Source organism: Paenibacillus sp. FSL W7-1279 (genome assembly GCF_037969845.1).
Classification (GTDB): domain Bacteria; phylum Bacillota; class Bacilli; order Paenibacillales; family Paenibacillaceae; genus Paenibacillus_AQ.
The window spans coordinates 1,358,254-1,380,265 of sequence record NZ_CP150215.1; the positions used below are offsets into that span (position 1 = coordinate 1,358,254).

Annotated in this window: 23 protein-coding genes; 20 read left to right on the plus strand and 3 right to left on the minus strand. The window is 50.8% G+C overall.

Annotated elements, in window-relative coordinates; genetic code table 11:
* Positions 1–3 precede the first annotated feature (3 nt).
* Positions 4–1,026, minus strand: coding sequence for an ABC transporter substrate-binding protein (locus MKY82_RS05770; RefSeq protein ID WP_216533081.1), 1,023 nt, complete (start codon positions 1,024–1,026; stop codon positions 4–6).
* A gap of 246 nt (positions 1,027–1,272) precedes the next feature.
* Between MKY82_RS05770 and MKY82_RS05775 the strand changes: the two genes are divergently transcribed.
* The 6 genes from MKY82_RS05775 to MKY82_RS05800 all read left to right on the plus strand — a co-directional run bounded on the left by MKY82_RS05775 (position 1,273) and on the right by MKY82_RS05800 (position 6,893).
* Positions 1,273–1,500 (plus strand): glycine zipper domain-containing protein, encoded by a 228-nt coding sequence (locus tag MKY82_RS05775; protein WP_194541131.1) that lies wholly within the window; start codon positions 1,273–1,275, stop codon positions 1,498–1,500.
* A gap of 260 nt (positions 1,501–1,760) precedes the next feature.
* The gene (locus tag MKY82_RS05780) at positions 1,761–2,135 is read left to right on the plus strand and encodes a BlaI/MecI/CopY family transcriptional regulator (protein ID WP_194541132.1); all 375 of its coding nucleotides are present in this window, start codon (positions 1,761–1,763) and stop codon (positions 2,133–2,135) included.
* A gap of 8 nt (positions 2,136–2,143) precedes the next feature.
* Positions 2,144–3,634, plus strand: coding sequence for a M56 family metallopeptidase (locus tag MKY82_RS05785; protein ID WP_339295710.1), 1,491 nt, complete (start codon positions 2,144–2,146; stop codon positions 3,632–3,634).
* A gap of 292 nt (positions 3,635–3,926) precedes the next feature.
* Positions 3,927–4,802, plus strand: coding sequence for a radical SAM/SPASM domain-containing protein (locus MKY82_RS05790; protein WP_194541134.1), 876 nt, complete (start codon positions 3,927–3,929; stop codon positions 4,800–4,802).
* 217 nt (positions 4,803–5,019) lie between these two features.
* Positions 5,020–5,205, plus strand: a complete 186-nt coding sequence (locus MKY82_RS05795) for a hypothetical protein (RefSeq protein WP_339222026.1) — start codon at positions 5,020–5,022, stop codon at positions 5,203–5,205.
* A gap of 212 nt (positions 5,206–5,417) precedes the next feature.
* The gene (locus tag MKY82_RS05800; RefSeq protein ID WP_220686413.1) at positions 5,418–6,893 is read left to right on the plus strand and encodes a DEAD/DEAH box helicase; all 1,476 of its coding nucleotides are present in this window, start codon (positions 5,418–5,420) and stop codon (positions 6,891–6,893) included.
* A gap of 113 nt (positions 6,894–7,006) precedes the next feature.
* Here MKY82_RS05800 and MKY82_RS05805 read toward each other — a convergent pair whose 3' ends face one another.
* Together MKY82_RS05805 and MKY82_RS05810 are read right to left on the minus strand one after the other, a co-directional pair.
* Positions 7,007–7,735, minus strand: a complete 729-nt coding sequence (locus MKY82_RS05805) for a class I SAM-dependent methyltransferase (RefSeq protein WP_339222029.1) — start codon at positions 7,733–7,735, stop codon at positions 7,007–7,009.
* 25 nt (positions 7,736–7,760) lie between these two features.
* Positions 7,761–8,279: a cupin domain-containing protein gene (locus MKY82_RS05810; protein WP_220686411.1), complete on the minus strand. Its 519-nt coding sequence runs from the start codon at positions 8,277–8,279 to the stop codon at positions 7,761–7,763.
* Positions 8,280–8,536: 257 nt separating this feature from the next.
* Here MKY82_RS05810 and MKY82_RS05815 point away from each other — a divergent pair, with 257 nt between their 5' ends.
* The 14 genes from MKY82_RS05815 (at position 8,537) to MKY82_RS05880 (ending at position 21,948) form a co-directional block, all read left to right on the plus strand.
* Complete coding sequence (locus MKY82_RS05815) at positions 8,537–9,181, plus strand: MBL fold metallo-hydrolase (RefSeq protein WP_194545059.1); 645 nt, start codon at positions 8,537–8,539, stop codon at positions 9,179–9,181.
* A 403-nt stretch (positions 9,182–9,584) separates the two neighbouring features.
* The gene (locus MKY82_RS05820) at positions 9,585–10,031 is read left to right on the plus strand and encodes an NUDIX hydrolase (RefSeq protein WP_339295711.1); all 447 of its coding nucleotides are present in this window, start codon (positions 9,585–9,587) and stop codon (positions 10,029–10,031) included.
* Between the two features lie 16 nt (positions 10,032–10,047).
* A complete protein-coding gene (locus MKY82_RS05825; RefSeq protein WP_339222034.1) occupies positions 10,048–10,590 on the plus strand; it encodes a histidine phosphatase family protein in 543 nt (180 codons plus the stop codon).
* A 216-nt stretch (positions 10,591–10,806) separates the two neighbouring features.
* On the plus strand, positions 10,807–10,995 hold the full coding sequence (locus MKY82_RS05830) for a hypothetical protein (RefSeq protein WP_074961888.1): 189 nt from the start codon (positions 10,807–10,809) through the stop codon (positions 10,993–10,995).
* A gap of 216 nt (positions 10,996–11,211) precedes the next feature.
* Positions 11,212–11,820 carry a metalloregulator ArsR/SmtB family transcription factor gene (locus tag MKY82_RS05835; protein WP_339222036.1) on the plus strand — a complete coding sequence of 203 codons (609 nt, stop codon included), beginning with the start codon at positions 11,212–11,214 and terminating at the stop codon, positions 11,818–11,820.
* A complete protein-coding gene (locus tag MKY82_RS05840) occupies positions 11,817–12,746 on the plus strand; it encodes a sigma-70 family RNA polymerase sigma factor (RefSeq protein ID WP_339222038.1) in 930 nt (309 codons plus the stop codon). Before MKY82_RS05835 ends, MKY82_RS05840 begins: the two co-directional genes overlap by 4 nt.
* A 79-nt stretch (positions 12,747–12,825) precedes the next feature.
* The gene (locus MKY82_RS05845; protein ID WP_339222040.1) at positions 12,826–13,272 is read left to right on the plus strand and encodes a VOC family protein; all 447 of its coding nucleotides are present in this window, start codon (positions 12,826–12,828) and stop codon (positions 13,270–13,272) included.
* Positions 13,273–13,497: 225 nt separating this feature from the next.
* Entirely contained in the window at positions 13,498–13,761 is a 264-nt protein-coding gene (locus tag MKY82_RS05850) for a B-box zinc finger protein (protein ID WP_339222042.1), read from the plus strand.
* Between the two features lie 68 nt (positions 13,762–13,829).
* Positions 13,830–14,618, plus strand: a complete 789-nt coding sequence (locus MKY82_RS05855) for a prolipoprotein diacylglyceryl transferase family protein (RefSeq protein WP_194541142.1) — start codon at positions 13,830–13,832, stop codon at positions 14,616–14,618.
* 17 nt (positions 14,619–14,635) lie between these two features.
* The gene (locus MKY82_RS05860; protein WP_194541143.1) at positions 14,636–16,051 is read left to right on the plus strand and encodes a radical SAM protein; all 1,416 of its coding nucleotides are present in this window, start codon (positions 14,636–14,638) and stop codon (positions 16,049–16,051) included.
* A gap of 75 nt (positions 16,052–16,126) precedes the next feature.
* The gene (locus MKY82_RS05865; RefSeq protein ID WP_339295712.1) at positions 16,127–17,260 is read left to right on the plus strand and encodes an SGNH/GDSL hydrolase family protein; all 1,134 of its coding nucleotides are present in this window, start codon (positions 16,127–16,129) and stop codon (positions 17,258–17,260) included.
* A gap of 252 nt (positions 17,261–17,512) precedes the next feature.
* Positions 17,513–18,571, plus strand: a complete 1,059-nt coding sequence (locus MKY82_RS05870) for a LacI family DNA-binding transcriptional regulator (protein ID WP_220686405.1) — start codon at positions 17,513–17,515, stop codon at positions 18,569–18,571.
* Position 18,572: 1 nt separating this feature from the next.
* On the plus strand, positions 18,573–20,450 hold the full coding sequence (locus tag MKY82_RS05875; protein ID WP_339295713.1) for a sensor histidine kinase: 1,878 nt from the start codon (positions 18,573–18,575) through the stop codon (positions 20,448–20,450).
* Positions 20,443–21,948, plus strand: a complete 1,506-nt coding sequence (locus MKY82_RS05880) for a response regulator (RefSeq protein WP_339295714.1) — start codon at positions 20,443–20,445, stop codon at positions 21,946–21,948. Before MKY82_RS05875 ends, MKY82_RS05880 begins: the two co-directional genes overlap by 8 nt.
* The last annotated feature ends 64 nt before the right edge of the window (positions 21,949–22,012 follow it).

The following is a 22,012-nucleotide window of genomic DNA, read 5'->3' on the forward strand; positions in this document are numbered from 1 at the left end:
AGTTTATTTAACGCTAGTGAACAAATCGACATAACGCTCTACGATCTCGGATTTATGCTCGCTGACATAGTCTGTGTCTTCATCAATCATGTGAATTTCTTCATAAGGCTTCATGTGGTCGCCAAGCTTCGTATCCTGGCGGAGCGGACGATTCGTTAATTGCGTCCCGAATGCATCCTGAGCTTCTTGAGACAGAATGAAGTCGATGAATTTCTTGGCGTTGTCCATATGCGGTGCATCTTTGATAATGGCAGATCCCGCATCCAGGAATACCGCGCCTTCTTTTGGATATACGATTTCTACCGGAGCTCCGTTCTTTACATAGGTGCTGGAAGGGTCTTCATAGGTAAGGCCGACCACATATTCACCGTCTGCCACGCTTTTGTGAACAGCACCGGAACCGCTCGCGATTTTGCCGTCCAGGTTCTCGATCAGCTGACCGACGTAGTTCCAGCCTTGTTCATTCTCATAATCGCCGCCCATCGCTTTCAGCATATTGGTTAACTGGGCGAAAGCGGAGCTTGAGCTTGCCGGATCAGCGGAGGCAATCTTCCCTTTGAGCTGCGGGTTCAACAAATCCGCATAACCTTCGATTTTGATGTCGCCGATCAGATTTTTGTTCACGAGCAGCACGCTGCCATCCGAGATATAAGGAGTAGCGAAGCCCGACGTATTGCGGTGACCTTCCATTAAGTTCTTGTCTTCAGGTGATACGTAAGGCTCGTATAAAGCTTCATTTTCACGGAAACCGGCCATAGAACCGCCGAACATCACGTCAGCGTAAGGGTTTTGCTTCTCGGACTGTAAGCGCTTAATAATTTCGCCGGTACCAGCCGTTACAAGCTCAACCGTAATCCCGGTCTGCTTCTCGAACATCGGGATGATGGTCTTGATGATCTCTTCGCTATTCGGACTGTAGATGACGAGTTTATTAGACGAAGCCGAGTCGGACTCGCTGCTTCCGCAACCGCTTAGCGCCCCCATAATCAACACGCAGGTTAACAGTAAAATCGACAGCTTTTTCATGTATAATCCCCCTTGAACAAAGTTCATTTCGTAATTGCATGTTCATTGTAGCAAGCTTGGTACCGTTTACATAATCCCATAATCCGCAAACATCGTCTAAAATACGCAACCTAATTTGGAGTAGAAGAGATCTGGGCCGATATACTTTTAAAGAATTCTTTCAGACTCGTTAGGGCAAGATATGGTTTGGAACAACGTCTGGCAAGATGGAGCTGTTCCTATCACAATGTCGAGGGAGTGAGATGGATGGCTAATAAAAACGATCGTAATCAAAAGGTTGATTCTGACCGCGACACGACCAACATGGATATTGAGGCTGGAGAAGCTTTAGGAACAGCTGGCGGCGGCGCGGTGGGTGCTGCTGTAGGTTCCGTTCTGGGTCCAATCGGCACGATTGCCGGCGGTATCGCAGGCGCAGCATTGGGAAACAAAGCTGGCGACGCTGTAGACAATGACGACAACGATTCAAAATAAACGGCGTTAACACTACCATCTGTACGAGTACAAATAAGAGGACCCAAGGAATATAGGTGCCCTCAATAATTTGAGCTGTTATGTAGATAAGAACCGCGCTCTCGCGCGGTTCTTTAATTTTACGTATAAGTTCAATGTAGTAGTAAATTTCAACTTCCTTCGCTTGACATATCACTACGTGATGTAGTAGGTTATAATCACTACATCGTGTAGTGATTAAGTTCGTTATGGACGCATAACGACGTAAAGAGGTGTTCACCGTGAACCAAGTTCAAAAATTATCGGATACCGAAATGGAGCTAATGGAGGTGATTTGGGAGTGTACGCCGCCTGTCACATCCACCGAATTGCTCGCTCTGTTTGCCGAGAGAGGTAGGGAATGGAAGGCACAGACCATCTCCACCTTCTTATCGCGTTTGGTGGACAAAGGGGCGCTCACGGCTACAAGGGATGGGCGGACCAATAAATATACGCCTCGCATTTCGCCTGAAGATTATAAGCTTATGGAAACGCAGCATGTTCTGGACGGATTATATCAAGGCTCGGTTAAAAATCTAATTTCAGCTTTGTATGACGGCGAAAAGCTTTCAGATGAAGATATTGCAGAGCTGAAGCAATGGTTTTCGCAAAAGTAGGGGGGCTTATGAATACGATTCTTGAAACGCTGTTTACCCTTACCGCTGCTGGAAGTGCCGTCGTAGCCAGCATGCTTGTCCTGCGGATCGTATCCGTCCATGCCTTTCCTACAAAGTGGCGTTATGGAATGAACAAAATGGCAATAGGCTTTTATCTTTTACCCGTAGTCCTTGGTATTCAGTGGATCTTGCCGCTTTTTACATTCAATGCAACAGCAACCGTTCCCATCGTGAACGAGCTGCCTTCAACTGTGCAGCATGCGCTGCCCGGTCCATATTCAGGGATTCATCCGGAGCCGCTCATCCGAGATCAGACCATATCAGCAAACATAGCACTTCCCCTGATTGTCCTATGGGCAGTCGGCGCTATAGCTTTTGCTGCATGGCAGATGTATTGTTATCGCAGATTTTTAAAGAAACTAGAACATACACGTACCAACGTTCCGACAAGCAGCGAAGCAGCCAAACAGCTCTCCTTCATTAAGGAAGCCCTTGGTGTGAAAAGCAGTGTCAGGCTTGCCTACAGCTCCATCATTCGGAGTCCTGTTCTTGTCGGCCTATGGAAACCAACCATTTATCTCCCTATAGAGAATACCGTTAACGTGGACATGGTGATCCGACATGAGTTGATCCATCTGAAACGGAAAGATTTATGGGTCAAAGCGTTCACGCTCGGAGCAAGCGCCTTGCATTGGTTTAACCCTTTGGTTCACATTCTTCGCAAGGACATTCATATATGGAGCGAGCTGTCTTGTGATGAAGAGGTCGTAAAAGAGATGTCCTATGCCGAGCGAAAACGCTATGGGGAGACGATCTTAAGCGTCATGGCAGGATCAAGGAATTTACCCGTGCAATTCTGTGCCTCCTTATCCGGTGACGGCAAACAATTAAAGAGGAGATTAATGATGATGCTGAATGTAAAGAAACAAAAAAAGAAAACGATGTATCTCACGATAACAGCGGTGTTTTTGGTTGCTGCAATTAGCACATCCGCAGCGGCATGGGCTTCTAACCATACGCCCAGAGTCATTGGAAATGAGGAAAGTCATGCTGAAGCTCAACCACAAGAAGCTGCCCCTAGGCCGGTACCTCCTGAAACCGTCGTTGAGAGTGAAGGAAACGATGTTGAAACTCAGCTGGAGGAAGCTCGTCCTGCACCTGTTGTAGAGCATAAAGGAAGCAATGTTGTAGCTCCTCCACAAGAAGCTCGTCCTGTACCTGTTGTAGAGCATGAAGGAAGCAATGTTGTAGCTCCTCCACAAGAAGCTCGTCCTGCACCTGTTGTAGAGCATGAAGGAAGCAATGTTGTAGCTCCTCCACAAGAAGTTCGTCTTGTACCTGTTGTAGAGCATGAAGGAAGCAATGTTGTAGCTCCTCTTCAAGAAGCTGCTCCTTCGGAGGCGGTCGTTGAGAGTGAAGGAGACCAAGATGTAGCTCCTCCAACAGTTCGTCCTATAGACGATCCACACGAGCTCCCCCAGGTAGTTCCATCACGGTAAAATTTATAACGCCTGAAGAACTTGCCGAGTATGATTTTGATAAATAAGAAACCTCATTTTAAAAAGAGCACTGTCATTAGGACGGTGCTTTTTTGTGGCTTGTATCACTACTTGCTAATGTTGATAAAACTAAAGGAGAAGGCGATTAATCTAAATTGTCTTCATACAGAATGGCTCAGATAGCATCTGTAGTTGTAGCTGTATAAGCCCGCCTATGGTACGATATGAAGGATTGGCAAGCGACTCAGCTAGCGAATCATGCGATCATAGACATGAGATTGGGGATAACATCTTGAAGACGTTTAAGAAAGTTTACATAGAAATTACGAGTATTTGTAATCTGGCCTGCACGTTCTGCCCGCCGACGGAGCGCAAGGCCAACTTCATTAAAGTGGAAGACTTTGCGAGAAGATTGGATGAGATCAAGCCGCATACGAGTTACATTTATCTGCATGTGAAGGGGGAGCCGCTGCTCCATCCGAAGATCGATGAGCTGCTGGATATCAGCCATGAAAAAGGGTTCAAGGTCAACATTACGACCAACGGCACGTTGATCGCGAAGAACCGGCATAAGCTGCTGGGCAAGCCGGCCTTAAGACAGATGAACTTCTCGCTCCACAGCTTTGACGGCCATGTCGGGTCCACGGACCGTGAGGGATATTTGCGGGAGATTCTATCCTTTGTTCGTGCTGCCGAGGAGCATAAAGTCATCTTCTCGTTCCGTTTGTGGAATCTGACCCAGGACAACCAAACGAACCTAGAGAAGAGCCGCAATCGCCAGACACTCGAAATTTTGGAGCAGGAATTCAACCTGGACTACCGAATCGAGGAAAAGGTTGAACCCGGCGGCGGCGTGAAGGTCGCCGACCATGTCTATCTGAATCAGGATTATGAGTTTCAGTGGCCAAGTCTGACAGCCCCGGAGGATGAAGGCAAAGGCTTCTGCCATGCGCTTCGCAGCCAGGCGGCCATTCTGGTAGACGGGACGGTCGTGCCGTGCTGTCTGGATGGGGAAGGGGTCATCAACTTGGGCAATATCCATCAGAAGTCCTTCTCGGAGATCGTTGACGGGGAGCGGGCGAACAATCTTGTGGATGGATTTTCGCGCCGGGAAGCTGTTGAGGAGTTATGCAGAAAATGCGGGTATCGGCAGCGGTTTGGGGCATAACTGGAACTGGATATAAAGACGTAGTGTACATTTAGAAAATAGGAACAGTGCCGTCATAAAAAACGATCCATAATATAATTGGATCGTTTTTTGTGTAATGATTTAGTTTATTATGGGTTTTTCGCATATTCAGCCTTATAATTGGATAAACATGATTTTTCAAGCTGGAGTTACTCTTTGAATTACTTAAAAACAGGAATTCGGGGAGGCAGTATAAATGAATAACAACCGTGATCATGAACGAGAAGAACTTGAGAACAAACTAAGGAAAGAGTATGAAAAAAATGCAATTTTAAATTTTTCACAATCCATTGGAAAAACAATGATTGGTCATCAAACAGGATGCTTAACTACGCTAATAGCAATATTTATCATATTCCTAATTTTCTTCTTGAATAAGTAAAATCAATGATCCAAAGAAAGGGGGGTTGAATGAAATTTTGCGGTAGATAATAGCCGAAACGAGAGGCGGAGAAAAATTCCGCTTCTTTTTTTGTGCTAATGTATGGTATCGTTATATGTTATGACGTAAAGGAACGGCTTGTGGAGACTCTATATGAGATGCCCCATGTTACGTGATGAGACAATATAGGTATTCACCTTAAAGGAGACCCCATGACATTTCAAGATTTAAATATATCCCCCGTGATTCTCAAGGCTTTAGCGAAGGAGAATTACAAGACGCCAACGCCTATTCAGGCTCAGGCGATCCCGGCTGTGTTGGCCGGCAGAGATTTGCTGGGCTGCGCGCAGACCGGAACAGGGAAGACCGCCGCTTTTTCGGTACCGATGATTCAGCTGTTGAACGAACAGCCCCCTAAACCAGGGATGGCGCGCCGTATTCGCGCGTTGGTGTTGTCGCCGACCCGGGAGCTTGCCCTGCAAATTTCGGATAACGTGAAAGCCTACAGTCAGTTCACAAAGCTGCGGTCGACGGCCATTGTTGGCGGCGTTTCGCAAAAAACACAGGAGCGGGCGCTTCAGCAAGGAGCGGACATCCTCATTGCTACGCCAGGCAGACTTCTGGATCTTATGAATCAGAAGCGTGTCGATCTGCAGCATGTGGAGATTCTGGTGCTGGATGAGGCTGACCGGATGCTTGATATGGGCTTTATTCATGACGTAAAACGAATTATTGCCAAAATGCCGAGCAAAAGACAAACGCTGTTCTTCTCGGCTACCATGCCTGCGGAGATTACCCAGCTTGTCAAAACCTTATTGCAAAACCCTGTAAAAGTAGAGATTACGCCGGTTTCATCAACGGCCGAACGGATCAAGCAATCGGTGTACCTGCTGGAAACAGGAAATAAGCAGAAACAGTTGAATGAGCTGATGAAGGACCCATCCATCGTGTCGGCCCTGGTCTTCACACGTACAAAGCGCGGGGCTGACCGGGTTGTTCGCGATCTGACGAAGGTGAACATCTCGGCACAAGCCATTCACGGGAATAAATCGCAGGTCAGCCGCCAGACGGCACTCAAAAATTTCAAAAGCGGGGAAACCCGGGTTCTGGTGGCTACGGATATTGCGGCGCGAGGCATCGATATCGACGAGCTGTCGCATGTCATTAACTTTAACCTTCCGAACATTCCGGAAACGTATGTTCACCGGATTGGCCGGACGGGACGTGCGGGACTGAGCGGAACGGCGATATCGTTCTGCGAAGTGGACGAGGTGCCTTTTCTCCGGGATATCGAGAAGTTAATCGGCAAGTCCATTCCCGAAGTGAAGGACCATGCCTTCCCGATGTCAGGATCATTAAGAGCCGCCAAGGTAGACCGATCGCCGAAATCGGGCTCGGCCAAACCCGGCAAAGCCAAATCAGCAGCAGTTAGACCAACTGCTAAACCGAAGGCCGATGCCACCCGTAAGCCAAAGACCGACACGGCTCGTAAACCGAAATCAGACGCGGCTCGCCATTCGAGCACGAATTCGGCACGTAACCCGAAGGCGGAAGCTGTTCTTAATCCGTATTCAGAGATGGCACGTAAGTTCAAAGCGGAAGCGGTTCATAACCCTAAGGACGGTCAAGCCCGTAAGCGCAAGTCCGGTGGATTCAATAAGGGAAGCAAGACCGGCAGACCCCAGTAAGAGGAAAAGACGCGTAGGCGTTCCCGGCATCCCTGTCAATCATCCTAAACTTAAAAAGCACCCTGTTCCACTTGTGATGTGGAAGGGTGCTTTTTTTCGGAATGGAATGGGAATTACGAGCTCTTTCTCCCCGCCAGAAACAGGAACAGTGGAATTCTGCGCCTGCGCTCATAGGTTTCCTCGTGTATGAAATGTTCTCGCACGGGACGGGATTCCCTAAGCTGCTCCACGATAAAGCCGGCTTCCTGCATCGCCCTGAAATAATCCTCGACGGTTCGATGGTACTTGTGAACGGTACCGCCGAGCCATTGCTGCTCCCGGTAGCCTTCGATGAAGTAGTTGTCCACCACCCAATTCGTTCTGGTACCGGACGGCTGAAGCGTGGAGGTAATAACGGGATGCTCGACGGAGAAGACAAACCTGCCGCTTGGCTTCAAGCTCTGATAAATGTATTGAAAGACGCGCTCGATATCCTGCAGATAATGAATGGCGAGCCTGGAGAGCACCAGATCATAGGAATCGCGGGGATATGTAAAGTCCTCGAGCCTCGTGTGTACAACGGTTCCGTTGCAGCCGGCGAGATTGTTCGAAGCAGCTTCCACCATATTACGGGAACCCTCGATTCCTACATATGATGCACATCCTTTTTCCAACAATTCCACGCCAAAGCCAGCATCGCCGCAACCCAGGTCTAATACAAGCTGCTCTGAGACATCTCCCAGCAGCTGCCAGATGACGGGCTTTTCCAATGTATCGTTGGCGTTCTCCTGCCCTTGCCGTCGCTGCATGTAGTTCTCGAAATTCGTATCGTTGTCATAAAAATCGGATCCGTTATAGCTCATAGGCACCTCCTGCTTGGAATGATCCTTACACTCGATATTTCAGAAGATCAGCTAGCCGTGCTAATCCACCTAACACAGCCGTCTGCACAATCCGGGGCGGTCCCGCGAGGTACCCATCCATAACTCTCCAAGCGGCACCAAGCCATAAAGGGTTCGACGGAATCCCCTTGTTGTTAAGTTTGCCTTCACATTCCAATTTGTGAATAAGCTCAAACATGTTCCAATGTTGTCCCGGAGGGCGAATCTCATGCAGGGCAACCAGTCGGTCTGTGCTAACATTCCAGAATTGGTGAATCTGAGTCGGAAGGATGCGGGCCTGCCCCCCTTGCTCCACGATCGTCTCTTTTCCGTCAATCACAAATCGCATAACCCCCTCTTGTACAGTAAATGTTTCTTGCAGAACCGGATGCCAATGCGGGCCGTTCATCGGGCCTTGCTTAACAATCGTATGTTGTACCAAGAGATAGTCCCCTTGGTCGTCGGTGCCGCTGTCGAGTAAGGTTACGGTTCGACCATCAGGATGAACAAGGGTTTTTCCTGTCACATGACTCACCTCAATCCGTTATTTTGGATAATAGGGGATGATTTCCTTATGGTTCATTATAACGGAACGTTCCTCCCGGAATAATACCTAGGCTATGATTTAAGATATAAAATATCGTGCCGATATGAACCGGGCTATTCCTCCCAAAGTGGAATACGCTTTATAGCGAATCTGCGACACGCTGGTTCCCGTACTCGAAGCGATGTATAATTGGGTACGATTCATAATCAAAAAAATTACAGTTGGCGGGTGTAGAATTGCAAATTCAAAAGATAAAGAATAGAAGTTTCTTGTTTACCAACCATATCCCTACTGGATGGGATTTAAATGTTCAACTGATTATGGGAGACCGGAATAATTACATTATCGATACGGGTCTGGGCTCACGGAACATCGAGCCTGTCAAAGAATACATAAAGCATGACAGCAAGCCAACCATTGTAATCAATACGCACCATCATTGGGACCATATCTGGGGAAATGGCTCGTTCCGAGACTGTATCATCATATCTCACAAGCTATGCAGGGAAATGATGGAGTCGGGCTGGGAAGGCATGATCCAGAAAAACATGAGGTTTGTTGAGGGCGAGGCAGAATTGGTTCTTCCCAATCTGACATTTGATAACGAATTATATTTTCCGGAAGACAACATACGGCTCATTTATACTCCTGGCCATACCGTGGATTCCATAAGTGTGTTGGACGAGTTAGAGCAGGTGATCCATGTAGGCGATAATGTAGGTGACTCCATGGATGAAATTATTCCAAGCATTTATGTTGAACAAGATCTTTATATACAAACGCTTTTGAAATATAAAGAAATGGATTTTGACACGTGTATATCGGGTCATAATGTGATGTTGGATAAGCAGGTCATAGAGCAGATATTGAGCAAGCTTTAGGATCTGGGTAGAGCTATATTGCCGAAAAGCAGATAACCGAGTGCAACGGGAATAACCCCGTTTTCACTCGGTTTTTATTTATCGGCAAGGATGCATTTATACCTCGGTTATATCACCACGTCGCTCGGACGAATCCGTTGCGTAGTAAACGGATGGAGCTTGGCATGGTGGATATTCCTCCTTACAGAATTAATGCTGGAACCTATTTTGCGGTCTCCTGTAAGGTGAGAGTCAACAGGTTAAAAACAACTAAAGTTGCTTAGTTGCATTCAGAGAACAATTGGAATATCTGTGTGAATGGAAGTTGGTTCATCAGCGGAAACATCGTACCCCCTTATCAACAACGGTCCGTATCGTGTAAAGTAATAAAATAAGAAGAATCCAACGAGTTGGAGGTGTGTTAATGAGCAACCTGTTGCAGGTTAGAGTGACCGGAATCCTGATTGAAGACGAACATATTTTACTGGTCAAACAGAGCGTTTCGTCAGAACGTGGCTGGTCGCTTCCAGGAGGAAGGGTAGAGCAGGGGGAAACCCTGGAAGAAGCCATGGTTCGGGAAATGGTAGAGGAAACCGGGCTGACCACCAAAGTGAAGAAACTCCTGTATCTATGTGATAAACCAGATTCATCGCCATCCCTGTTACATATTACTTTTTTGCTGGAACGCTTAGAGGGTGAGATCCGACTCCCATCGAACGAGTTCGACTCCAATCCCATAGGTGATGTGGTCTTGGTCCCAATCGCAGATCTAACAAGCTACGGGTTCACCGAGAAGTTCATGACGATCGTTCAGCACGGATTTCCCGAGTCCGGAAGCTATCAAGGACTCAAGGTTAATATTGGATTGTAGAGGAGGCACTGGTTCCATGAAAAACGTATTTATTGTGCGGCATTGCAAAGCAGAGGGACAAGCTGCCGACGCTCCGTTAACCGGGCAGGGCATTCAGCAAGCGCTTGAACTTGCGGAGTTTCTCTCGGATAAAGGGATTGATCATATTGTTTCGAGCCCTTACCGTAGAGCCAGCGATACAATAAAACCGTTGGCGGATCTCATTGGCGTGGAAGTCGTGATGGATGAGAGATTAACGGAGAGAATTCTATCGGGTCGCAATGAGCCTGCTTGGCGGGAGATGCTTCGCCGAACTTATGATGATTTGGAGTTGTGTTATGAAGGCGGGGAATCAAGTCGTACAGCCATGCACCGCGCCGTTCGTGTAGTGGAGGAGATCCAGCAGAACTCCAGCCAGAATGCTGTCATCGTGTCGCATGGCAATCTGATCTCGCTTCTGCTGAAGCATTACGACAACCGAATTGGATTCAGGGAGTGGGAGGGCTTGTCCAATCCTGATGTATACCATCTTAGCTTTCTGCAAGATGCACCCGGCATACAACGAATATGGACCTCATGAAGGCTTGAAACGCTTATGTAAAAAAGAATTCATAAGCGTTTATTCCCTATATTTGACGACAGGTCGTCCCCTATAATGGAGTTGCACAGATATCCAGCTTGCTCGCCTTGAGGAGATTACAATTCTCATAACAAAGGATAAACGCAATGTAGACCAGCTGTGTGCATGGGTTCGCAACAACATTAGAGAGATTATGAAATAAAGGGGATACGAAACATGGCCAAAACAAAACGGGGCCGCGCACTCTGGAGTATGCCATCACGTGGCCGCGGCACATGCCCGGTATGCAGCACTTCTCGCATCAAGCTCCTTTACGTCGCCAACAAGTCGGACGGCACGGCGCTGAAGGTATGCAAGAGATGCCAGAATGCCGATCAGTCCAGAGTCGACGCTGCTGTCGTGTAAGACGCGGTTCGTCGGTTAACTGCATGTGAATACGAAACTTGAGAAACGATAGTCATGCAGCAGCCCGCTCCTTTATAACAATGGAGCGGGCTGCTTCACGTTCTGTGAAGTTCAGGCGTTACTGAAGGTTTACTTTGAATTTCGGATGGGATAATATCTGATTTAATGAAACATAAATTAGATGTTCGTCAAATTGTGTAGGGAGTGAACATATCCATGCAATTGGATAAGGTGGTTAGTTATCATAAGGCGCTTGCAGACCCGACGCGAATCAAAATGCTGATCCTGTTAGCCGAAGGCGAATTGAACGGACAGGTGCTGGCCGAGAAGATCGGCGTCACCCCGGCAACGATTACGCACCATGCAGCAAAGCTGCGGGAAGCGAGCCTGATTAAAGAGCGCAGGGATAAGAACACGATCTATTTTTCGCTAAATGATTATTTTATCGCAAATAGCGCGAGAGCGACGGAGAATTTGATCTATCAGAGAGTAAGGCCCGCAGGCGTTCCGGAGCGCTTGGAGGAAGACGATCAGCGGACGAGGGACGCTGTCGTGAAGAATTTTTTCACTTCCGATGGAAAGCTGAAGAGCATCCCTGCCCAGCTGAAGAAGAAACTCATCGTGCTTACGCATATGGTATCCCGACTTGAGAAGGGACGTAAGTACACCGAGAAGGAAATCAACGAGTTTATTCAGGGTTACCATGAGGACTTTGCGACTCTTCGCCGGGAGTTCATCATGCATCATTTCATGTTCAGGGATAATGGGGTATATGAGCTCAATCCGCAAGAGATGTGGGCACGGTGGGAGGATCTATCCTCATGAAAGAGGATTCGCCGCTATCGGAGCAACGGATAGAGGATGCTAAAGCGGGGGATTTTGAAGCTTACCGGATGATTGTCCATCAGTATTCCAATGCCCTGTTATCCGTTGCGTACAGTGTACTGGGGGACTTCCACGAGGCGCAGGATGCCGTGCAGGAGGCGTTTTTGAAGAGTTACCGTAACCTGCATACGCTGAACGATCCTGCCAAGCTTGGCAGCTGGTTATATGCGATTGCGCACCGGACCAGTCTCGATTTTGCCAAAAGAAGCAGGCGAACGCTCCCGCTTCATGAAACGGCTTTATCATCGGACAATATCACCCCATGGCTGGAACAATATGTGATCCATGACTCCGTCTGGGGAGCCTTGCAGGAATTGGAGGAGAAGAGTAAAACCGTTGTCGTCCTGCATTACTTAAGCGAGTGGTCCATGAAAGAGATCGGACAGTTCCTTAATATGTCGGTATCTGCGGTTGAAAGCCGTATACGACGTGCCAGAGAAGTTTTGAAACAGCATCTTGCCCGTGATTTCGAGCATTATTTCCATACCCATCGTCTGGGAAGGGATTTCGAGCAGCAGGTCTCGGAGCAAGTCCTTAAGCGAGCCGGTCATTTCTATATTCCAGTCACGGATAAGAGGCAGGCGACCGCATGGTTTATTCTGCATTTTCATCTGGCAACCAGCAGGCACGGAAATCCGGTACTGGAATCCGGACAGGAATTGTATTTGCTCGAATGTCAGCATCACTCACCGTCCAGCATGCCAGTACTCACGTTCGAAGTAGCGAGCGTTGGGCAGTTAGGGCACCGGCTGCATCAACAGGGGGTTAGAAGCGAGCCGATCCGGGAGGATAATGTATTCGGCAAATGGCTGGCATTTTACGATCCCGATGGCAATAAGTATCTTGCGATTGAAAAACATGGATAAAAAATATAGACTTCGTGACGGAATTGATCCGGCTCCATCGTCTATATATTGAAACCACATTAAACAAGAGGTGAATAGGATGACGACAGACAACCAATTAAACGAAGTGCCCAAGCTCCAATCCGTGAACAAGCCTTTGCTAAAGAAGGTTCATTGCAATTATCTCCCGGTAAGGAATCTTCCGCTGGCGGTAAAATGGTACTCTGAGCTATTTGGCCTTACTGTGAGAAAATGCGACGACACGGGCGCTATCCTGATCCTAGGGGACGGACAGTGGCTATTCCTGCTGGAAACACTCGATAACCGAACAGCCAACTTTGTAACCAACCAATGGGATGGGGAGAACTATGAGATGTTTTCGTTAACCTTCGAGGTCGAGAACATTACCGAGTTGCACAAACGGCTGCGGGAGAACGGAGCAGAGGTCGAGCCGCTGGTTGATCACGGTTCCTGCGGATTGCAGTTCAAATTCAAGGATGTGGACGGCAACAAGTTTAATGTTTGGCAGGATGCACCCACGAGCTGACGGATAGAAGACGGGAATGGATAGGCAAGCGCTGGCTTTCATAAGGCAGATGGCTTGCCTTTTTTTTGTTGTTAAAGCGCCGGGGCCATCTTTGCTGCTGGGTATGGCGCCTCTAATGTTACTCATAATCACGGGACAAGCGTCGTAAATGTAGGTGGTAGTCTAATTCTCCGGCAACGTTTACAATAGGGGATATAGGGATTAAATGCCAAGTGAGGTGATTGGATGGAATTCTACCGCTGCATGAACCATCCCGAGAGGGAGGCCGTCGCTCAGTGCACTCGCTGCGGGAAGCCAGTGTGTCAGGAATGCCATAATTCGGAGACAGGCCGCTGCCGCTACCGGTGCGGTGAGATGAACCCCGCTCCCGGTATGCCGGGACGGCAAAGGAACGTATGGGTGACCGTGATCATCTCCATACTGGCCATTTTGGGCGGCCTTGCGCTGCTGCTGCTGACGATTTGCGGCGCAATCTTATTTTCTTATTAAAATAACGCGTGCCTATTTCCGGTTAGATTGCTTTTCCAATTCAAGTTTTGATATCAAGGAGTGGACAGATGGAGTTTCCTGTTTATGTGTACCTGGGTTCCTGGCGGATTCATCCGCACGTGCTGTTTGAATCGCTGGCCTACTTTATCGGCTTCCGCGTGTATTTATGGACCCGCAGGCCGAGCGGCATGACGAAGCTGATGAGCCTGCAGATTCTGGCTGGAATCATTGCCGGCGCGGCCATTGGCTCCAAGCTGCTATTCTGGCTGGAGGATCCGGCCGCCACCTGGGAACAGCTGCGCCAATTCCATCTGCTGTGGGGAGGCAAGACGATTGTAGGCGGTCTTCTGGGCGGGTTGATCGGCGTTGAGCTGACGAAGCGCTTGGTGGGATGGAAGCATTCCACGGGCGATGATTTTGTTTATCCGCTGATGCTGGGCCTGGGACTCGGACGGATCGGCTGTTTTCTGACCGGTCTGGATGACCATACCTATGGTACGCCGACGACCTGGTTCACGGGTGTGGATTTTGGCGACGGGGTTTATCGCCACCCGACTCAGCTGTATGAGATCCTGTTCCTGATCGTGCTTGCCTTGCTGCTGCTTCCGCTGTACCGCCAAAGCCGCGGCAGATCCGCTCGCGAGGGCTACGTGTCCGGGCGGATGTTTCAATGGTTCATGGCCGGGTATCTGCTGTTCCGCCTGGTGATCGACTGGATCAAGCCGACGCCGCATCCTTACCTGGGACTGAACAATATCCAATTAGCCTGCATCGCGGGCCTCATCTATTATGCGTGGCTGATCGGCGGCAGAAACCGGCTTCGCCGATCGATGCCGGGTTCCCAACTTCCAAGCTGACCAAAGGAGTCTTGATTATGCCAAAAAACCGGCCTTATCTGTATCATGAACTGACCAACAGCATATGCACGACCTGTTACCGCAAAGTGGAAGCCAAGATCATCGAGGAGAACGGCATGATCTACATGCTCAAAAGATGCCTCGTTCACGGTCCGGAAAAAGTGCTGATCGCAACCGAGGCCGATTATTACCATCAGACGCGAAAGTTCATCAAGCCGTCCGAAATGCCGCTCGTCTGGAATACGCCGATCCGTTACGGCTGTCCTTACGACTGCGGACTCTGTCCGGACCATGAGCAGCACAGCTGCCTCACGCTACTGGAGATCACGGATCACTGCAACCTGCAGTGTCCGATCTGCTTCGCGGAATCGTCGCCGCATCGCACTTCCTACAGGTCGCTTGCACAGATCGAATTCATGCTCGACCGGATCGTCGAGAACGAGGGGGAGCCCGACATCGTGCAGATCAGCGGCGGCGAGCCGACGACGCATCCGGATTTTTTTGACATCCTGGACATGTGCAAGAGCCGCCCCATCAAGCATATTATGGTGAACACGAACGGTATCCGCATTGCCCAGGACCGCGATTTTGCGCGGAGGCTCGCCGAATATATGCCCGGCTTCGAAATCTACCTGCAGTTCGACAGTTTTGAGGCGCATGTGCTGAAGGAGCTGAGAGGGGCCGACCTGCGGCGCATCCGCCAGCAGGCCATTGACCATCTGAATGAATTCAACATATCCACGACGCTGGTCGTCACGCTGAAGAAAGGCCTCAATGACGGCGAGATCGGAGACATTATTCAGTACGGACTTCAGCAAAAAGCAGTGCGCGGCGTGACTATTCAGCCGATTCAGGCCGCAGGCCGGCTGGAGGGGTATGATCCGGCAACCGATCGGCTGACCGTGAGCGAAGTCCGGCGGATGATCATCGATCAGTCCGAGGTGTTTACGGATGCGGACATTCTGCCGGTGCCTTGCCATCCGGATTGCCTGGCGATGGGCTACGCATTGAAGCTGGGCGGGGAAGTGCTGCCGTTGACGCGGATGATCGACCCGGAAATCCTGCTCGAGGGCGACAGCAACACGATTGTGTTTGAGCAGGATCCGGTCATCCGAAGCAAAATGTTCGAGCTGCTGTCAACGGGCCATTCGCCGCAATCCTCGGCGCTCTCCCTGAAGAGCCTGCTCTGCTGTCTGCCGCTGGCCGCCGTACCGGAGCAGATTACCTATGACAACGTCTTCCGGGTCATTATCATGCAGTTCCTGGATGCCCATAACTTCGATGTCCGCTCCGTCAAGAAATCCTGCGTCCACATCATGCATCCCGACGGACGGATGATCCCGTTCGATACCTACAACATGTTCTACCGGGATGACAAGGAAGAGCTGCTGAAGGAGCTGAAGGCAGAGGTTGCCACGGCCTGGGACCGGTAAGCCGTTCTAAGGCAATGCACTCCATGCCTATGAAACGAAAAGTCGATCCGAGCTTACATAGGGAGGCGATACATTGTGCAGAACAATAGTCCTGAATCTGATAAGTTGTCTCCATTTCAGTTGGATCTGAACATGAAGATTGATAACGCCGGAGCGGACGAACGGTTATGGAATTCTCCATTGGAGGAGCCGTTCCGAGTGTCGGGCTTTGCCTGGCTCGACGTTGAACATAAATATCGCAGGCTGCCTACCGTACCTGATGTTCCCATAGGGCCGGAGGTGGATGCATTAGCGAACTGCACATCAGGTGGTCAGATCCGCTTCCGCACGAATTCGCGAAGCGTCTCGGTCCGCGTGCGGCTGACCGCAGGATCTGGCATGTATCACATGCCGCCAACGGGGGAGTGCGGAGTGGATGCTTATATCGGCGGCCCGGGCGAGTGGAAACATGCAGGAACGGCCCGTTTCCAGCCAGGTCAGGTAGAGTATGAGAGCAGCCTTTTCAATGTCGAGGACCGCAAAGTACGCTCGTTCCTGCTCAACATGCCTTTATACCAGGGCGTCGAGGAGATATGGATTGGAATTGAACCAGAAGCGGAGGTCTGGGCACCGGAATCCTATGATTCTTCCAAAAAAGTGATTGTATACGGAACCTCCATTACCCAAGGAGGATGCGCGTCGCGGCCCGGCATGTCGTACACGAATATCTTAAGCCGCAGGCTGCATCTGGAGTTTGTCAACCTGGGCTTCTCGGGGAACGGCAAGGGAGAGCCGGAGCTTGCCGAGCTGGCCGCCCAAATCTCGGAGCCGGCCTGCCTCGTGATTGATTATGAGGCGAATTGCGGGGGGACCGAAGCTTATCGGCAGACCTTGCCGCAGTATATCGAGACTTACCGGAAGTTCCATCCCCAGGTTCCCATCATCCTGGTATCCCGCATCCCTCATGGAGCCGAGTCGTTTATGCCGGAGTTTCGCGAAGGACGGCTGGTGCGGAAAAAGTTCCAGATGGATCTGATCCGGCAGCTGACCGAGGACGGAGACCATAACCTAACATTTGTGGATGGATCGGATTGGTTAGGTGACGATCCCGGGGAGACGACCGTTGATGGGGTTCATCCGACCGACCTTGGCTTCAAGCTGATGGCGGATGGGCTTGAGCCTGTGCTAAGGCAAGTGATTGGTGATAGAGCCGCTGCAGCAGGGCGATAGGGCAGCTAACCGTGTCCATAGGTTAGCGTATCGGTGTATGTAGGTGTATGTATGGAGATTCATTATCGCAATGAAACGTAAATAAGGTGAATCATTAAGTTACAAAGTCCGTTCCTGGTTGGAACGGGCTTTTGTCTGTGCCCTCGCCTAATTCAAAAACTTTTGATTGTTTGCCTAATAAATGGGATGTTATGATAACAAATAACTAATAAATAATAACTAACCGATTATGCTAAAGGATGTGTGCAGCTTATGGCAGGAAAAGTCACGATGCAGCAAATTGCCGATCATCTCGGACTTTCAAAGTTCGCAGTTTCTAAAGCGCTTTCAGGTAAATCCGGCGTCAGTCTGGAGACAAGGGAGAAAATCGTGAACGTCGCGACTCAACTCGGCTATTTTGCCAACAAGCCGCCGAAGGCCGGAGGCAAGAAAAACGAAACTAATGCCAGCGGCACCCTTGCCGCAAGGGAAACCGTAATCGTGCTCGTTCCGAATGTCCGTTATCAGACACGTGATTCGCTGTATTGGGGGCGAATTATCGATGGAATCACAAATGAGCTTGAGCTGAGGGAGACGGGGATGGTCATCGTGACCGACCAATTCAAGGACAGCTTTGCGAACCTGATTAATCCGAGCGGGGTGAGAGGCATCATCGGCGTCGGATTCATCTCGTCGCAGCTGCTCCTCGAAATCCGGAGCCTGGATATCCCCTTCGTATTGATCGATCATGAAGATCCGCTGATTCCGTCAGACTCCCTGTTCATGAACAATGTGGAGTGCACGAGACGGGTAACCAATTACTTGACGGGGTGCGGGCATCGAAAGCTTCAGTTTGTAGGCAACGTCCGGTTTTCGCGCAGCTTCACCGATCGTTATCAAGGGTACCGCTCCGTTCTCGGCGAGCAGGGGATCCCGCTGAATCAGAACGAGGAGCTGCTCAGCTTCGAAGGGGACAACCGTTCCGAAATGACGGAGGCGCTGGAGATGATTATAAGTCGGATGGATGAACTGCCGACCGCTTTTGTGTGCGCGAACGACTCCATTGCCATCTGCATTATGACGGTCCTTGGCAAGCTGGGTACCAAAGTGCCTGCCGATTGCTCGGTTACCGGCTTTGACAACATTGAGGATGCGGCTTTTGCGACCCCGTCGCTTAGCACCATCCATGTCAACAAGGAGGCGTTCGGACGCAGGGCGGTGGAGATGTTGATGAGACGGGTGGAGCAGCCGGATAGTCCGCTGGAAAAAATACTGCTTGCCGGCGACTTCATCCTCCGCGAATCCACGGCTTATGCCAAGAAGGTCGATTGAGATGAATATGCGCGGCTGCATTGCCCGTCTATGGAAGGAGCGGCCGGCCGGGCGTCTGGACCGGAAGCTGTTTGTGGTCTTTTTGTTTCTGATCATCCTGCCGATCGGACTCATCACGTATTTTGCGGCAGAACGCTATACGGCCACCATCGAGAATAATACGGTCGCCTACGTGTCCCAGCTGTCGAGCAAAATGATGGGCAAGCTGGACGATTACGTGACCGATATGATGAAAATTTCGATCATTCCCTCGTACCTCAACGAAATTCAGTCAGGGCTTGAGCTGTCGAATCGGCATTACCAGGCGGAGGGGCAGCCGAATGAATCGGCTAGCCTGAACGAGAGCGAGCTGAAGCTCCAGATCACGCGTAAGGTCGAGCGGAGCATCTACTTCATGAACAACATAAAGGAAGGCACGAGTAACGTGTATCTGTTCGACCTTTTCGGCAACCCGTACTATGTGGTCAAAAGCGGCGGGAACCGTTCTAATCTGCAGCAGTACTATGACAACTGGCGCAAGCTCGCCACGGCGGCCGGCGGCCGGCCCGTGCTGGTCAGCACGCAGGAGATCGCCGTGTCCGCCGGCAGCAAGCAGTATATGTTCACGGTCGTCCGCGACATTATCGATAAATCGTATCATTCCATCGGAACAATTGTGGTGGATGCCAACATCGGCGTGATCGAGAACATTGTCACCGACCTGGAGGAGACGACGCACGGCACCACCTTCATCCTGGATGACAACGGGACCGTGATCTATGACAGCGAGAAGAAATATTTGTCCCGCAGCATGACCGACAATAAGGCGCTTGCCCAGGCCACCGGAACCGAAGGGAGCTTTCGCCTTGACGTTGGCGGGGAGGAGCAGCTGGTCGTCTACCGGAAATCCGAGCAGACGGGCTGGCTGATCCTGATTACGGTGCCGGAGCGTCAGCTGATGCAGGATGCGCTTAAGACCCGCAAAATTACGATCGCTGCGGCTGTCGGCGTTACCAGCTTTGCCCTCATCATTTCCCTGATTCTGATTTATGCGCTGACAAGACCGCTGCGGTCCATCGTACATCTGATGAAGCAGGTGCAGACCGGCAAGCTGGATGTGGTGTTCCCGGTCCGAAGGCGTGACGAGGCAGCGCTGATCGGGGTTTCGTTCAACCGGATGATGGCACGCATCAAACAGCTTATTGATGATATTTACACGATCGAGAAGCGGAAGAAGGAGGCGGAACTGGAGCGCCTACAGCACCAGATCAATCCGCATTTTATCTACAACACGCTGGAGACGATCCGGATGACGGCCGTCCTTCATGATGATCATGAGGTGGGGGATATGGTTCAGCTGTTAGGCCAGCAGCTCCGTTACAGCATTCATGCCGGCAGCGAGGTCGTGGAGGTGAAGCACGAGTGGGAGCATGTCAAAGCCTACATCGAGCTGCTCAATTACCGTTACGGCGAGCGGTTCATGCTGATATTGCCGGATGATCCGGCAGCTAATTCCATTAAGGTGATGAAGCTGCTGTTTCAGCCGATTATCGAGAATGCCGTCAATCATGGCTTTGACGAGAACAAACCCGTGCTCCATCTGACCATTACCTATGCCATGGACGGCACGGACCATGTTTTTACCGTGACGGATGACGGGTTAGGCATGTCGGCAGAAGCGCTTGACAGGCTGCGCCACGTGCTGGATCAGGCGCAGCCTCAAGGTACGGACGGCCGGGGGGTCGGGCTGCGCAATGTGCATGAGAGACTTCAGCTCCGATACGGCAGACCTTACGGCCTTGCCGTAGACAGCGAGGAAGGGCAGGGCACTTCCGTTCGGATTACATTTCCCGCGGACCATACAGAAGAACCGAGAACAGGAGGACTTGCGAATGCTTAACATTGCAGTGGTGGATGATGAGGAACGGATCAGGTTAGGGCTGGGCAAGCTCATACAGGATGCAGGCGAGCAGTACCGCGTCGTGGGGACGTTCGCAAGCGGTCAGGAGCTGCTGGATCAATGGCATGAGCTGCAGCCCGATCTGGTCATTACCGATATCAAAATGCCGCAGATGAACGGGCTCCAGCTAATGGCGAATATCAAGCAGATGGCCTGCCATACCAAATTCGCCGTGCTGAGCGGTTATAACGATTTCGAATATGCCCGGACCGCCATGCGGCAGGGAGCCCTGGAGTATTTGCTCAAGCCGGTCAATATGAAAGAGCTGCTTCGCATGCTGGAGAACGTCGACGAGCTGGTCAAGGGCGAGCAGAACGAGCGCAAGCTGGAGTCGGACGATCTGGCGAGCTTCCTGTTAGGCGCGGATCAGCGAAAAATGCCGGGGCATTTGTTCGAGGAAGTCTGCGACCGACTGGATCAGCAGGCGCTGTTCCACGGATATTATGCGGTCATCCTGCTTCGCACATTCCCGGAAATCGTGGAAGAGAGGCTGCTTGAATGGACATCGGCTTGGGGGGCTGAGCGGAAAATTATTGACTGCGAAGGGGAACGGCAGGCGATCCTGGTGTCCATTGCAGAGTCCAGCCATGCGAATATCGTAAGGGAATGGGCTGCGATGCTCCTGCAGCAGCTTCCCGCGGGCACATCGGCGAAGGCAGGCATCAGCGGCGTGTTCAGTGGAAGCCGATGGCTGCCGCAGGCCTACAGGGAAGCCGCGAGCGTGCTGGAGCAGGCTTGGTATAGCGACGAAAGGCGCTGCTGTGGGGGTGAAGGCAGACCGCCGGTTCAGAAGGAAGAGCGCTACCGTCTTGTCCGTTCGCTGGATAAGCTGCTGCTTCCGGCACTGCGTGCCGGCGAGTATGCGCGCTTGCCGACGGCGCTGCGGACATGGCTGGATGAGACGGCTTCCCTGCAGCCGGGCTGGGCCGAGCTGAGAGAGGTTTGTTTTGCCCTGGAGTCACATGTGGCGGAAGAGATGAAGCTGAGGGGCATTCCAGCAGGGGATGTGGATTGGAGCCTGGAGCCGGGGAACAGCGAGAATTGGCGCTCCTTCGCGGGCCAGCTGAAGAACGCTGTTGAGCAGGCTGCCGGGCTTCTGGATCAAGGGAAGAGCGAGCACCGGGCTGTGGAGACGATCAAAGTCTATATTCAGCAGCATTATACCGAGGAAATAGAGCTGCAGCACCTCGCCGATCTGGTCTATTTGACCCCGAGTTACTTGAGCAAGCTGTTCAAGACCGAGACGGGGGAGACGATTACCGACTATTGTATCGCCGTGCGAATCGAGCATGCCAAGCGGCTGCTGAAGGAGGATCACGGGCTCAAGACGTATATGGTCGGCGAACGCGTGGGCTACCCGGACCCGGCTTATTTTAATAAAGTATTCAAAAAAATGACCGGGAAAACTCCAAAGGAGTACCGTGATTTTGTTAGGTGACTGTTATCTAAACTGAGGACAATAAAAGCAAACAAAGTCTATTATTTTTCGGGGCGCTGTCTTT